The sequence below is a fragment of the Planktothrix rubescens CCAP 1459/22 genome (genome assembly GCA_904830895.1).
GTDB lineage: Bacteria > Cyanobacteriota > Cyanobacteriia > Cyanobacteriales > Microcoleaceae > Planktothrix > Planktothrix agardhii.
In genome coordinates this window covers 1,139,132-1,153,829 of record LR882958.1, presented here as the reverse complement: position 1 = coordinate 1,153,829, position 14,698 = coordinate 1,139,132, and the positions used below count along the sequence as shown (strand labels likewise).

Here is a 14,698-nt window from a genome sequence, read left to right as displayed (position 1 = left end):
TTTGAGGATAGGTCGATTCGAGAGTCCCTTAACATGGAAAGACAGCATAGGAATTTCAAACTAAACAAAAATCTCCCTATCAGTTCGTACTGCGGGAGATAAATTCAGGGTGCATCTACTTAATAATTGAACTATAACACATAAAATGATGGGTGTCACCCCCCATTGCTAAAACCCCCTTATTTTTTGATCATTCAGCCTGAAAACTCTATTCTGTATCAGTTTGGGCAAGTTATAGCACTACGCGCTAGGGAACACCGCAACACCGCAACAGTAGGTTATGACCCTTATTACAAGGTTTAATATTGTCCTAACCTTGTAACCTAACCTACAAAGAAATATCTAGGGTATTGTCTGAAATATCTGATTTTCAAGCCAAATACCCATTAATTTATTTAAAATTCAAGGACGTTTCGTTACACAGGTCAACAGCACTTAAAAAGAAAAATTTCTTTTTAACCTACATGGATATCAAGTTGTCATCAGCAGAGGATTAAAGTGCGGACTCAACTCTTGACGGAGTTACTCTACTGAAGCCTGAAATCCCCCATATACTGGGTTTTTTCAGAACAAATCGCACTGACACGGATCTCGGCTCAATGCCTTCTTTTTATTTGGACTGTTGCAAATACTGGAGGATTTGATCGAGTTTCGCTTCGAGTTTCGCTTCGAGTTTGCGGTTATCCTCCTCCAGCTTGGCAATTTTATCCAACAGTTGTTGATTTTCGGAGGTTGTCGCCGCCGCTTTTAATTTACGGACATCTCGACCAAAACCCATTAAAGCCGGACGTTCCACATAAGTAACCCGGTGCAGCACCCGCCATGCTTTATTGGGTTTACCTGCTTGGGCTTGACGCAACGCCACCGCTTCCTCATCATTACTGCGTAACCATTCCGGGTCAACCACATAGTTAAAGAAGTCTTGGAAGTGATTGGTACTGCCTTCGAGGTAGAAACTCATAAACCGATAGCGGTCTACTTTTTCCCCAGGCATAATCGGGCGATCGTTGTAATCGGTGATGCCTTTATATTCCAAACCACTCAGGTCTACATTCAACTCAAAACCCTTACTCCGAGCTTCAGTTTTGCTCATGGTTTGGGTTAAATTGACCGTAGCTTGGGCAGTTAATTCTACACCGAATCCACCTCCGCCAAATTTACCTTCAAAACCCAAACCTGCATTCATGCTAAAAGAACCACCAATGGTATGTTCTACGGTATTGGCAAAGCTTTGAGCTTCAGTTCGCAACCCACCGTCGGCATCCCAAACGTAAGTATTGACGATGTTGCGCTTGCCAGCCCGAATTTGCAGGTCTTCCATCCGTTTCTGCCAACCCGCAAAACTGTTTGTGGCTTGGACTCGCTTCTCTTGGTCGCCAATTTTGCTTTGGATTTCGGCTTGTTTAGCTTTGGTGGCGGCACTTTTCTCACTGACGGTCGCCGCAGCATCCGCCTTCGCATTTTTCAGTTTTTCTTCTTCAGCTTTTTTCTTTTCCTCCTCAGTCATTTCGGTGCTGGGTTTGTCTTCTTCCCGTTGTACTCCAATGGTGGTTGGTGCTGGGCCACTGTCGATATTCCGGTTCAAAGAGGTTTCATCAACTAAACGCACATCAAAGTTAGAGAAGTAAGATTCTCGGCGTTTATCTTCCGCTTCAATTTGGCGTTTGAGGTCGTAAGCTTCTTGTAGGCGATAGTAACTAGCGGGATAGAGGGAACCATATTGGCTACGCATTTCGGGAACGTGCTTGAAGAAGCGATCGCTCGTAGCAGAACTTCCGGTCATCCCATCTAAACTACCGTTCATCGTGTAGGCAGGATTCATCAAAAAGGTGATGGTGTTGACATCGGGAGGAATGCCATCTACCGGCTGTACTTGGTAGCCCACCATTTTGCCACTGCGGGCCAGTCGGGTGACAAACACATCGGCGATCGCAGAAACGACCAACGCATAGCCGATATTCTTGGGAATAAATCGTGTCCCCAAATGGGGGAATTTGACGCTTTCTTCTGGTGTGCCGCGCAGTTCCAGCTTATCGGTCATGCTCAGAGATGAACTGGAAGTAATGCTACTTTCATTTTGGAACTGGTAGCTGAAGTCAATGTCACCCTTAAAACCCGCTCGGACTTTGGCTACCTTTGTCGTAAACCCAAAACCAGCATCGGCTTCGGCATCACTACCTGCAAAAATTTCGGCATTCGCACCCAAGCCGCTATCTTGCGATCGGTTCCAGCTAAACTCCACATCTTCAGACATGGTTAATTCCACAGAAGTGGCACCGTTGTAATCGTCTGACAAGGTTAGGTTTTCACTGGGTACGGGGGGTGGCCCTTCAATATAACCCAACAAAGTAGGAGCAAATTGGGCGTTACCAATCCATTTAAGTTCTAAGGTTTCAATCCGCTTATCTGGTAGCAGGGTGACTCCATTGGTAGCAGGATAAGCAAAGAACCGCCGCATAATGGCAACCTTGGTTTTCGTGGATGATTCCACAGTCACGGTGCTGTACTCAGCAGAGACGAGGGCATCGACACTACTGGGATTGTCAACTTTGCCAATGGGGGCCGTACAACCCCACCAATTTGCCCCCGATACCGTGGCATTATAGCCATTACCGGAATGGTCGCGCACTTCCACTCCTGTCGCTTCACTCATGGGGTAGTAAGCCAGCAAACCGGGTTCGTTGCCACTCAGAAGTAGGGTGCTGTTGACGGCAATTTCATCATCACTTAGGGCAACTTTCCAAACACGCACTTCGGCAACTTTTCCAAAAGGTTGCCCACCTCCCTGATAGTTACCAATGGCATAAACATGGCTATTAGATTTCAGACTAGCTTTCTTAATGTCTTCAACCTTTTTCTTAGCAGCGGCATCGTTGGGGTTTTTATTCAGATTCTCTTCCGCATCTTTTAGGGCTTTTGCTTTCACATCACCCACTTTTTTGCCATCAACATAAAACAGCGTAGTATCTCCCCGACCGACAGCAGTGAGATGATGCCATCCCTCGGTTAACAACTCCATATTGAAACCGCTATCGTAAAAGTTCTGCCCCAAGGAATCATTGTTCAGATTAATCCCTAACTGTTTACGATTTCTGACCATAATATGATGATCGGCATCTTTTCCTCGGATTAAAGTATTCCATTCTCCCGCTTCTGGTAATGGATAAACGAACCAAGCTTCAATACTCCAGTCTGGGGTAAGATACAAGGCTTGATTTAACTTAACGACACTATTGCTGTTGCTAAAGTTCAAACAAGCCCGTTGAGCATCAGGAATCCACTGTTCAAAGGCGCTATTTTTTCCGTCTGCGGTAGCATCATAGTTCGTTTGTCGCATCCGTCCTTCCCTGTCCAAATAACTCAATTGGACATTGCCTTCACAAGTTTCAATGGCATTGAGGCGGCTGGCAGATTGGACAAAACCAAGTAACGCTCCTTGCGTGACTAAACCTTTGCTATCTTTAGCAATTTGGGGCATAGTTTGGGGAGTTTGTTGGGTACTTTTTACTCCATTAATGAAATCAGTGTTTAAGGTGTTGATTTCAGTTTGCAGAGTGGTAATTTCATTTAAAAGTTGAGCAAGACGAGTATCCCAAGCTAATTTATCCGCCGGAGTAGCAGTTAACACCGCATTAAGCCGTTTTAAATCCTCTTTTGCTTGTTTGAGTTGTTGTAATTTAGCTTGCCAAGCACCATAGGCTAAAGCAATGTTTAAATTAGTCTGTTCACCTGTGGAGATAAACTTTACTTTTTGCCAATCATTGATTTCATGTCCTACGAGTTCTAAACCCATTCCCATTCCCATTTCGAATCCTAAACCCGCATTATAATAAATGCGACCACCAATGACTTGAACTCGTTGTCCATCTCCTGCTGCTTTAAAAGACATCACATAGAAGCCATCACCTGTGGAGATAAACTTTACTTTTTGCCAATCATTGATTTCAGATCCTGCGAGTTCTAAACCCGCATAACTGCGACCAATGACTTGAACTCGTTGTCCATCTCCTACTCCTTTAAAAGACATCACATAGAAGCCATCACCTGTGGAGATAAACTTTACTTTTTGCGAATCATTGATTTCATTTCCTACGAGTTCTAAACCCCTTACGAATTCAAAACCCATAGAAGAAAGGCGACCCATGACTTGAACTCGTTGTCCATCTCCTGCTGCCCTGAAGGAAAGCACACAATAATAATTAAAAGGACTATTTTGCTCCGCATTATAGATCGCTAATAGGATTTGCTCCTCAGTCGTTAGGTGACTAATTTTCGCATTTAATGCCCCAATCTCTGCTCTAGTCCCATCCAGACGATTGTAGGCAGCAATTTTTGCTTCTAACTCTCGCTTTTCTTTGAGCAGAACAATTTCCTGTTTTTCTTTCAACTCCAGTGCTTTTAACTTCGCCGCTAATGTGGCATGGTCATTCACCAAAGTTGCCAAATTCACACCATCTGTGTATTTTGCCTCCGTAATACTATCGGACAACAAACGGATGCGGTGTTTGCGAATTTCTAAGGATTCCCAGTCACCATGAACATTGGCAATTTCAAAGGAACGTAACAGACTCACTTCATCGGGAATTGTTACATTGCAGGAAGCGCGATACCAGCCATTCCCCAAGTCTTCAGACTTGTTTTGTACCGCAGAAATGGTCTTTTTCTCTTCCGCACTGCGGCTGGTTTTTCCCCAATAGGATAGGGTAAAAATCTTCGTGCCAATATTTTTACCATCGGCATTGTCTAAATAAGCTAGATCGACCGGATTTGCTGAGTTAATCTTAAACTCAAAACTTTCCTCATAAGTTGCCCGTTCGCTGACAGCAAATAGCTCAGAATTGCTATATTTAACTGCTGTTGTTCCTCCAGCGAGTTTGCGGTTGAGCGTTGCCGCACTGACATAAGCATCGCCATGGACAATACCATTCTTTCCATTACTGGAAAAGTCAATCACTTGTCCTTCTGCAATTGCTCCCAACCGCCAATAACCAACTAAACCGACTTCTTGGCCAGTCAGTTGCAGGTACATACTATTTTTGATGTCTTCAGCAGTACGGCTTGTTTTCCAGATGCGGACATCGCTGATTTTGCCTTGAAAATACTGATCACCATACCAATTACTACGGGCGATGTAATTCTTAGTCCGATTAATGGTTTTAGGAAGGTGTACAGACCCGGTTGTGATCACTTCACCGTTTTTGTAGAGAGTAGCAATACCCGACTCGTCAATACTAGCGGCTAAGTGCATCCATTTTCCGGTTTCTAAGACTCCTGGGGCTGTAATACTCTGTGATGTTGTTCCCTGAAAGACATGGAAGCCTAGATTATTGGTTGTTCCTTCATTGGCAAAGACAATGTTTTCTACACCTGATCCACTGCCAAAGTCAATAATTCTTGACCAACTGTTAAAACTGTCATACCATACCCATGCTTCGACGGTGATGCCTTTGGAGTAGTTATGATTCATTTCCGGCAGGGCAACATGGTGATCTGTACCATCGAAGACAATACCTCGTCGTTTGCGAGAGACTAATTTAATATTAATAGCCGATCCGATTGCCCATTGACGTTCAATGACAAAATGGGTATCATCCAGTTTTTTGACGGGATAACTGTCGTTATAGTTTTCTGTTCCGGCAATTTGGACTTCATCGCCATTTTCTAAGCCATGATTAGGACAGGTTACTCGTAATTTACCATCAGCCGTCTTTTCGTAGGCCGTAATCATGCCATCAAAAATTAAGCCGCCTTCTTCTTCGTCTTGTTTTTCCCAGTAACCTAATCCTTGGGTTAATCCTAAGTCAAGGTCAAAGGTATTTTCATCAACGGTTTTGGCTCGATAAAGCCCTTGATAATCACTGGTCCCCATGATTTTCACCAAGTCGCCATTCGTCAATTCACTGGCTTTACCTTGGGTGGCAATTTTGACTAAATTTTCCGCATCATCTTCGTCTGTTCCTTCGGCTAATCCTGTGATCATCCCTTGGGGAGGGGGAGTTCTGTCGGCTAGGGCTTTGATTTCATCAAGGGTGTTTAAGGGCAGGAGGATTTCTCTGGTCTTACTGCGAATGATGGTTTTGTGGGGGGTTTCATCAATCTCTGCGAGAGTTCCGTCTCCAGCAATGGCAAAATTAAGTGTAGCTGTTCCTTTGTCAGTGGGAATGGCTAACATTAATCGTGTAGCTGTTTTTAACAGTTGCATTTCCCCGGATTGGGTTTGTTGTTCCTGTTGGAGGTCGTATTTGGTAGCGGTTAAGCCGTTTGTAATTGTTGTTCCTGATATGTCTAGGGTTCGTTTAATGATTCCACCAATTTGACGAGGAACTAGGGTTTCATTGATTTCTTCAAAAATGGTATAATCTTGAACATCAAATAGCCCTTCTCCCGAAGCCCGAATTGTGGTTAATTCGACTTTCTGAGTTTGACTATTATAGGCGAAAATATGCCAGCGATGAATATCATTTTCAATTGTCGGAACTAATACTATAGAAAACCAGCCTTTGTGCAGGTTATTAATTAAACACAATTCTGTAGTGGGTTCGTAGAAAAAGTTACCATTGGCATCACGAAAGTCTAAGGTGTCAATATTAACCAGTCCATTAGACCCCTTATTCATATTTTTTGTGGGCGTGTGCTTCTCCTTACTGCGCTTAAACCGGACTTCTAATTTCCGGTTTAGCTTATTGGTCATCCCATCTAACACAAAACGGTCTACTAACAGAGTATTAGACTTGGACTGGCGGAAAACATAAATATGTCCCAGAGCAGAAATAGCCTGAACAGGGGCGACTGCTGTTTGATTGTCAGTTTTGTAGCGCGACCTGAGAATAAAATTGCTGGTGTCTTTTTGGTGGGTGAGTTTGGCTGTTTCTTGGTCAATTACTGACTTATCATCAGTTTCATTTGGTAATTCCAAAGATTTCCAACTTTCCCAACCCGTTCTTTGGTCTGGGGGTGTATTGAGGTAGCTATCCTCAAACCCATCTTGTTTAACAGTATAGGAAATTTTTCCGGTGGCATCGGTAGCAAAGACGAGGACTTTTCCTTCGTGGGTAATGCTGTTGATGTGCTGCAGGTTTTGTTGTGTGAGGTACATAGATTGGTGGGGTCCAGAGTATCAAAAAATATTGAAATCGCACTTTCTTTCCCCAATCTAAACGGATGTGACGGCTCTGTCAAGATTTTATTTGTTAAGTAAAAAAAATTTTTGTAAAGTTGATAGTGGGACTTAAACAAAAGTCAAGCCCAAATCAAGTCTAAACTTGCTTTGTAGGGGTAAAGACAAGATCCGCGCAAAATTTATCACGATGTAAAGTTTTCTAAAGTAGTCATGCTTTTCGCCAAATCATCATAAGTCCACTCCGAACCTAAACAGTGAACCTTTAACAAAATTACCATATCTTGAGGTTTTTGAGCATATTTCATGAGCATCTACTCAGCTATGTTCTTTATTCGTGAATTGCGAATAAAAATATTATAACCCAAATTATTCAGACTACAGAAGTTCTGATGATAGGTTTCGATTTCGAGTTGATTGGATTTAGCTTTTAGCTTGATTAATTATTTTCTCCGGCTTGTTTTAGGGCAAATTCAATCACAGTTGTACTTAATCGAATCCCTTGGTTAATCATTTGTTGAATAGATTCTTTCGGGGCTAGGCATTCTCTAAATCAGATAGTAGTTCTTCTTCTGTCAAGTCAATCATGGGGATACCATAATCTTTTAATTTGAGGAGAAATGTAACTCTATCTACCCCAATTAACGCGGCTGCCATACCGGAAGAAAGGCGTTTGAGTTCAAAGAGTTTAACTGCCATTGCCCATTTAGCCTCTTGTTCAAATTGTGCTTTTGTTTGTTGGAGGGCATCGGGGAAAGTTTCGGGGTAGTTGATTGTGAGTTGGTAGGGCATCGGGGAATAATCGGGTTTTGAATTGGTGGTTTGGGATTTGTCTTGAGTTTGCCAATATGAACTCTATTTAAAGGATATTTTAATCTGGTAAATTCAGAGATTTTTTAAGGGCATTATGAACCAAAGAAATTAAATCAACAGGTAGAAAACCTAATTGTTTTACAAAATTTCATTGGTTTTAGGCAACATCATTATAAATATCCTCTTCTGGATCGTTCCATTCAGAAAAACCTGTTTCTGCTAGTTGCATAATTGGAAAGACATTTAGCTCCTCATCTGTCACAATTTGCTTTTTAATTAACCGCATAATTTTGATATTCCTTAACTTAATTTAGATACCCAAGTTTAACCAAAAATTCATTTAACTCTGTTAAAGTTTGCGATCGCTCCGCCTCCAACTCCCGACTAGAAACCGCATACTTATCCCAAAGCTTCTCAACTAAAGCAAGATGAGTTGTTATTGGGGTCAGAGTTCCAGAGCAAGTTTTCCTAGAATCGGCGGGTTGTGATTTGAAAAATTCGTGGCTTTTACCTAAATTCTTATTGCTGTTCTCGTTGAAAATAATTAATCTCCTATCTAACTGTAAATTCGGCTGTGTAGGAATATCCAATCTCTCCTTTAGCTACAATTTCTACAACCATATCACCCGTTTGGGGGACAACTCCTGACCAAACTCCTCCACTAACACTACCTAAATATTTTTTAGAATTCCCCTTGACAAAATAAATTGAGGCTTCCACACCTTCAGGAAAAACTTGAACTCTAAAAAGTTGGTTATCCTTAGAACTAATAATATAGGGTTGAATGGTAAATGGCTCTATATATCATTTGACTTTTGCTTTATAAGAACCTCTGGCAAATTTAACTTTAATTGGTGAGAGTAATTTCGGTTCAGAATATGTTTTTTGAGCTATAGTATCTTGACTGGTATCTTTTGATAAATTAGCTTGGGCTAATACTAAATTGGTGCTGATAGATAATGAAACAAATATTATAACTAAACTCATCAGTTTGTTCATAACTCTCCTTGATTTGATTATTCAAAAACTAATTGGATTCTCTCAAGCAAATTATAGCAATGTTGAAAGGATAACAACCAAATTTGAAGATTTGTTGAAGTGACCAGTTTTGATTCAGTCCATACAGAAAAGTTTCAGTGTTTATTTCCAATACCAAATAACCGTATTTAGGTTTTAACGCCTGAATGTCCTTTAGACTTTACCAAACTTTACAAGGCTGCACCTGATGACACCAACCTTCTATTTTTGCCATATCAGAGCAACCAAGCTAAGACCAATTCAACAATCGACCACTACCCAACAAAGCCGAACCCCCTTTTCCTGATCCTTAATTCGGTATTAGTAGAATTAACCAGAGAGTTTAAATAATTCCCCAAGGCTTTTTATTATTTCATTTATCATAGTGTAACCTGGTTAGAATGTTAACATTAAATTAATTATTTTGAGAAGGCTGAAATGCAATCTGAGTGCATAATAACTAAGGTAATAGCAAATACACTAGAACTCGTTACAACCAACCTGAAGATTATGGCATAATACCTCTATAGAGTTTTCTCGGTAGGTTTCACCAGCCTAAATAAACTATTTTGCTTTGTCAATAGTTTTTACAAAACTTGTAGAATCTTGATCGCTCCGAACACGCGCTAACCTTCAACACCCTGACTTTTAACCCAGGCGCAAAACTGGGGTTTTATTTTGCCCAACAGTACAAAGCGATCGCGCAAAAGCTTTAAGTTAATCGTTGAACTGAGGTGTTTAATTGTAACGACTTGACCCATTAAGCGGCTCTATCCTGTGAATACAAATACTGCTGAAACCCGATAAATACTGCAAAGTTTTGTAAAGTCATTTTTCTACTTTAGACAAAAATCACCACTGAACTTAATGTGTTTGAATGTCGCTATCTAAACCAAGTTCTTGCAATGCAACTTTTGTTTCTTCAATTTTCTGTTCTGAAATTTCACCATCCACAACAACCTCAACCTTGAGTTTTAGTTTCAAGTCCTTAGTGGCTGAGAATTTGGATAAGACCTTTGTATAAAACTGTGTCCATTTTTGGGGCGTAACTTCTCCAGACCATTTTAATTGTGTTGGTACGACTTTTTTTTCATCCACATCTGGATCTGGAGTGTCATTGCTAGGAACAGTTTCTTTTTCAATGGTAAAATTGACGGTATTAGCGATCGCACCAACGGTAGCATTAACTGTAAAGTTTCCGGTGATTTCGCCAACAATCAACATTCCTTGCTGGTCAATATTACCGCCTGTGGCTGTCCAGAGGACATTAGCGATCGCAATATCTTGATGACGTTGATCAACTCCTTTGACAGTAAATGTTTGTCCTTGATTTGGTTTTAGGGTGACATCTGTTGGGGTGATCTCTAAAGTGGTTAGTCGAGATGGATCTTCCTGTTCTTTTTGGTACTGTTCGGCATCTTCACCTTTAATCAGATAAATATCATCTAAAATTTCAACGCTGTCAATGTCCAGGGGCGAATTTTTAAAATAAAATGGCTGATACTTGCCATCAGATGTTTTACCAACATAGGCAAAACTGCCCTCTTTTACACCTTTGACGATGGTTTCTTTGATCGCATTACCATTGAGAAGACGAGGCAAGCTAGGTGACGAGAAAAAGACATCACGGATGGCTTTTGTACTCCATTCTTTAAACACGAGTGACCAGTTACGCACTAAAAAGCGCGGGGCGATCGCATCTTGGAGGATATCTTCTGTTTTAAGTCGGTTAAGGATAAGTGCTGTAATTGATTTAGAACTATCGGCACTACTAGATGAACCTACTCCCATATCAACCGTGCGTAGTTGATTGTTTTTATCCAGTAAAATAGTATATTTATAGGAACGCCACACGGCTTCTTGAACATCACGTTCGGCTTTTTTGAGACTCACACTCAGTTGTTTTTGATGCACATCATTTAATGTATCCCATTCTTGGTCACCAATATTTTCCCAAGCCAACACTTTACGCGCTTCATCTCTGAGTAGGTTTTCCGAGTCAGCGATCGCAAAAATCACGGCACTTTTATAGGTGCGATCAGATGTACCCGACTCACGAATCAGCTTTTCCACAAATAGCAATGTGTTGGGGTCATTCATGGGGCGATCAATAGATAATACTGCCAAAGTTAATTTAGGTACATTGGGAATTTCACTAGATTGTTTAGGAAAATGTCTAACACTAACATCTACACCAGATACAGAAGGAAAGGCTTTTTTAATTTCATTTTCAATCCGCTTACTAATGTCTTCCGTTTGCACACTAGCTAGGCGATCTGCTAAAATCTTATTTAAGTTAGGCGAAAGGCTGAAATGATATTTAGTGCTTTCAACTATCAGGTAATAACAGTCTGTTTTGAGCGTATCTAAGACTGTTTCCACATCACCAATATTAATACTAGAATCAGCGATCGCTAAACGAACTTCGGGTAAGGTTGCAGTTTCACGAACTACGCCACCATTTGATTCAAAGAAAATCGTAGTTGCGGCTTTACCATGTAATCTAGCCTTTTTAATCGCCTCAGTTGCTTCAATATCCAGTCGAAACGCATGGGAGTCTTTTTTGCCACAGATATCGGTTGTAACTGCGGTTTCGAGACGATTTTCACCCATTTGCTCAAACACGGCTGATCGAAATATGGGATCGTTAAGAGGGGCTGTACCTAATGTAATCAGTGCATCTTTGTGGTTGCCTTTGTAACCCTCTTGATAGGCGTGAGCTACCCAAAGAGCTAATAAGCGTAAAATACCCCTTGTACGCTGAAATCGGGGCAATGCTGCCCATTTACGTTCAAAGACTGAAATTACAGTAGGATGAAAGGGATAGGTGGCGGCAAAGGCTTCCCGGGCATTATCAATGGGAAACGAGCTAGGAAGTAAGGAGCGATTTTCCACAGCCCAATCTGCATATTCATTACAGGTAGCGATCGCTTCTTTAGGTAATATAATTTTACCCTCGGCAGTTACCGCTCGTTCATCCCATTCAAATAACCTTCTGCGAATAATTTCTGAAGCTTCTGCTTCCGCAGACATGACAACAGCTTTACCAACACGATCTAGCATTTTTTTGAAACGTTGTTCATCAGCTTCATCGGCGGCGGTATATTCCATAACTGAAGCAGGAATTGAAGCAATCAAAACGATATGATCTTCACCCCTAGCAGTTTCTGAAAGTGCCTGCATAAAGTTATAAAGGCGATCATGATAGCCATATTTGCGATAGCTGGAAACATAATTAAGGATTTCATCCATCAAAATCAAACAGGGCTTATCTTTAGGTAGAAAAGCCCGAATCACATCCCCCTTGGGTTCGGTAAATTCGGCATCGTGTTGGGCAACAATTTTAAAAGCTTCCTCTCCACCTAACTGAAAGGCTATTTCCCCCCAGGGAGTTTTGCGTAAGGGTGTACCATCATTACCGCCGCGACCAGTTAAGGAGTCAAATTCTGTACCAACAAATACAGCTACATTAGCAGTAGGTAAGGTTTTAATATCTGCTTGGGTAATAATCTTGCGAACACCAGACCATGATTCTGCGGCTTGTCCATTTTGGGCTAGATGGTAAAGCAGGGCGAGGGCGTGGGTTTTCCCTCCACCAAACTGAGTCGCCAGGTTATAGACTGCATTAGCTTCTGTTTTCACACCCGATAAACGGCGCATTACTTGTCCGGCAAATTCAGCCAGCCAACGGGTGAGATAGGTACGGCTCAAGAATTTTTCGGGGTCTTGGTAGTCAATGGGGGCGCGATTTTCCCTCACATGATCAAGGTTTACAGCAAATTCCGAAGCATCAAGGGGTCGGTTATTCCGTAAATCTTCCCGTGGGGTGAGTCCTTCAATTTTGTACCAAGGTTTTAGGGGCATTTGTTTAATCTGGTTTGTTGTTTTTGAATTTAGTTGAATTTAGTTTTTTAATGCGCGGGGATTAATTGTAGGAGAATACCGAGAATTTTGTCGATGTTAGTGATATAGTAGTCGGTGAGATCAATCACTACGGTTTGCTCAGATATTTGCAGAAATTTCCAGATTTCGCCCGAAGTAACAATGCCATAAATTGTCTTAATATCGTTGTTTTCTTGTTCGTTAAATAATTGGGCGGCTATCATTTCAGCGATACATTGTCCTAGTCCTGATTTAATATCTTCGTTTTTTGCTTCGACAATGGCAACTACTGGCGCACTAATCATTAGTTGCTGTTTAGATAGGCTGATTAAATAGTCGCAATAACCTGATAATCCTTGTTCGGGACTAATGCTAAATTCTGTGCCAGAAAATAAGCTGACGGGAGTAGGTGATCGCCGTCTAAGTTCGAGTAAGGTGGGAGCAATTAAAAATTCTGATCGCGCTTTTTCAGTATTAATAGCTAGGGCTAAGGGAATATTTTCGGCAAGAATGCGTTTGAGGTCGTCACTGGGAGCGATCGCTTCGATATGGGCAAATAGATCGATTTTTTCTTCAATTTGCAAGTGAAAGTCTTTTTCTACTTGTCTGAGGGTAAAGTTGCTATAGGGCATTGGTTTCGGATGGGAAGTTAATATTTTCGTAAATAATTGAGAGGGAAAAGGTTAGGTTTAGGCTGGTGATGTGAATTTCTGGATCGTTTTCTACCAAGTCTGTTGGCTCGATCGCAAGGGATAAATATTCCCAAGCTAAGTCACTACGGCGTTGGTAGATCTCGATTCTGGGTCGCTCTGGTGTGATTAGGATATAGGTTTGCAGAGTTTCGATCAGCATATAGTGTTGCTGTTTGATACCGCGATCGCGGGCTTCGGTGGCAGGTGATAGGACTTCGGCAATTAAGCTAGGATATTGCAAAAAATCACGGTTAAAACGATCACGTTCATCGCAGCTAACAACAAGATCTGGATAGTAATATTTCCCAGATTTTGTTGTCACTTTGGCATCACTAACGGCGACTTTGCAACCTTTACCGCGCAAGTGGGGAATTAGCAGGGCAGCAAGATTGGCGGAAATTTGGCTATGGGGAATTGTGCCGCCTGTCATGGCGATAATTTTGCCGTTTTCGTATTCATATTTAGTATCTTGATCGGCTTCCCATACGAGATATTCTGCGGGGGACATGGTGAGTGATTGAAGGTTAGCAATCATATATACCTCACGAAATTTTGGTAGATAGACGTTTGAGAATGCCTAGCACTTCATACAGTGGGTTTTCACGCGGATCGAGGAGTGAAAACTCGGCAGACCATGCGTATTGAGGCGGGTTAGATTTTGCCATTTTCAGGAATAAAAAGTTATTCCCATTTGTCACCATGCCGAAGATGGGACGATCTCGGCGGTTAGGGCTGGCATACATATAGGCAAGGGTCTGGGGAATGGCGGAATATGTGCTGAATTTTAAGCCTTTGGCTTCGATAACAGCGATCCATAATTCGCTATTAAATACCAACACATCTAACCGACCGCGTACTGGCTCGCTATTATCTTCTTCGTCAATGATAACAGGATCTTCAGCAGAAATATCAAAGGGGTCTTGATAAAAACCTGCTATGTCTAACAAGGGCGATAAAACTAGCATTTTTACTAATACTTCGATGGTTTTACGGCGATATAACACTTGTCGCATAAATTGGTTGCGGATGCGATCGCACTTGGCTTTTTCTTCTTCAGAGAGTGCGATCGGTTCTAGCCATTCCGTAAAGAAGTTGCTATCGGTAGCGACTTGTAGGTTTAATCGTTCTTCTAGTTCATAAAGTGTGATTTCATTGGCTTGCATAATCTTTTTTCTCC

The 14,698-nt window shown here is 41.6% G+C and carries 10 protein-coding genes; all 10 read right to left on the bottom strand.

The genetic code is table 11. The annotated features are described in order from the left end of the window. Positions 1 to 610: 610 nt before the first annotated feature. The 10 genes from NMG86_RS05360 to NMG86_RS05315 all read right to left on the bottom strand — a co-directional run bounded on the left by NMG86_RS05360 (position 611) and on the right by NMG86_RS05315 (position 14,684). Positions 611 to 7,096 (bottom strand): LamG domain-containing protein, encoded by a 6,486-nt coding sequence (locus NMG86_RS05360; protein WP_026797175.1) that lies wholly within the window; start codon positions 7,094 to 7,096, stop codon positions 611 to 613. 206 nt (positions 7,097 to 7,302) lie between these two features. Continuing rightward, complete coding sequence (locus tag NMG86_RS05355) at positions 7,303 to 7,425, bottom strand: hypothetical protein (protein WP_267879826.1); 123 nt, start codon at positions 7,423 to 7,425, stop codon at positions 7,303 to 7,305. A gap of 229 nt (positions 7,426 to 7,654) precedes the next feature. Further along, complete coding sequence (locus NMG86_RS05350) at positions 7,655 to 7,909, bottom strand: UPF0175 family protein (protein ID WP_026794451.1); 255 nt, start codon at positions 7,907 to 7,909, stop codon at positions 7,655 to 7,657. 178 nt (positions 7,910 to 8,087) lie between these two features. Next, entirely contained in the window at positions 8,088 to 8,216 is a 129-nt protein-coding gene (locus NMG86_RS05345; protein WP_272944381.1) for a hypothetical protein, read from the bottom strand. A gap of 266 nt (positions 8,217 to 8,482) precedes the next feature. Beyond that, positions 8,483 to 8,650: a hypothetical protein gene (locus NMG86_RS05340; protein ID WP_158442143.1), complete on the bottom strand. Its 168-nt coding sequence runs from the start codon at positions 8,648 to 8,650 to the stop codon at positions 8,483 to 8,485. 84 nt (positions 8,651 to 8,734) lie between these two features. After that, positions 8,735 to 8,929, bottom strand: a complete 195-nt coding sequence (locus tag NMG86_RS05335) for a hypothetical protein (RefSeq protein WP_026797174.1) — start codon at positions 8,927 to 8,929, stop codon at positions 8,735 to 8,737. 882 nt (positions 8,930 to 9,811) lie between these two features. Beyond that, the gene (locus NMG86_RS05330; RefSeq protein ID WP_026797173.1) at positions 9,812 to 12,811 is read right to left on the bottom strand and encodes an ATP-binding protein; all 3,000 of its coding nucleotides are present in this window, start codon (positions 12,809 to 12,811) and stop codon (positions 9,812 to 9,814) included. Between the two features lie 47 nt (positions 12,812 to 12,858). Then, entirely contained in the window at positions 12,859 to 13,461 is a 603-nt protein-coding gene (locus NMG86_RS05325) for a hypothetical protein (protein ID WP_026797172.1), read from the bottom strand. Continuing rightward, positions 13,451 to 14,056, bottom strand: coding sequence for a Uma2 family endonuclease (locus NMG86_RS05320; protein WP_026797171.1), 606 nt, complete (start codon positions 14,054 to 14,056; stop codon positions 13,451 to 13,453). The genes NMG86_RS05325 and NMG86_RS05320 overlap by 11 nt, the downstream gene beginning before the upstream one ends. Positions 14,057 to 14,063: 7 nt before the next feature. Then, a complete protein-coding gene (locus NMG86_RS05315; protein WP_043938824.1) occupies positions 14,064 to 14,684 on the bottom strand; it encodes a type I restriction enzyme HsdR N-terminal domain-containing protein in 621 nt (206 codons plus the stop codon). Between the last annotated feature and the right edge of the window lie 14 nt (positions 14,685 to 14,698).

Excerpts from the sequence above, each read along its gene's own strand:
- NMG86_RS05360 (WP_026797175.1), bottom strand. The coding sequence starts at position 7,096 with ATGTACCTCACACAACAAAACCTGCAGCACATCAACAGCATTACCCAC.
- NMG86_RS05355 (WP_267879826.1), bottom strand. The coding sequence starts at position 7,425 with ATGAAATATGCTCAAAAACCTCAAGATATGGTAATTTTGTTAAAGGTT.
- NMG86_RS05350 (WP_026794451.1), bottom strand. The coding sequence starts at position 7,909 with ATGCCCTACCAACTCACAATCAACTACCCCGAAACTTTCCCCGATGCC.
- NMG86_RS05345 (WP_272944381.1), bottom strand. The coding sequence starts at position 8,216 with ATGCGGTTAATTAAAAAGCAAATTGTGACAGATGAGGAGCTAAATGTC.
- NMG86_RS05335 (WP_026797174.1), bottom strand. The coding sequence starts at position 8,929 with ATGAACAAACTGATGAGTTTAGTTATAATATTTGTTTCATTATCTATC.
- NMG86_RS05330 (WP_026797173.1), bottom strand. The coding sequence starts at position 12,811 with ATGCCCCTAAAACCTTGGTACAAAATTGAAGGACTCACCCCACGGGAA.
- NMG86_RS05325 (WP_026797172.1), bottom strand. The coding sequence starts at position 13,461 with ATGCCCTATAGCAACTTTACCCTCAGACAAGTAGAAAAAGACTTTCAC.
- NMG86_RS05320 (WP_026797171.1), bottom strand. The coding sequence starts at position 14,056 with ATGATTGCTAACCTTCAATCACTCACCATGTCCCCCGCAGAATATCTC.
- NMG86_RS05315 (WP_043938824.1), bottom strand. The coding sequence starts at position 14,684 with ATGCAAGCCAATGAAATCACACTTTATGAACTAGAAGAACGATTAAAC.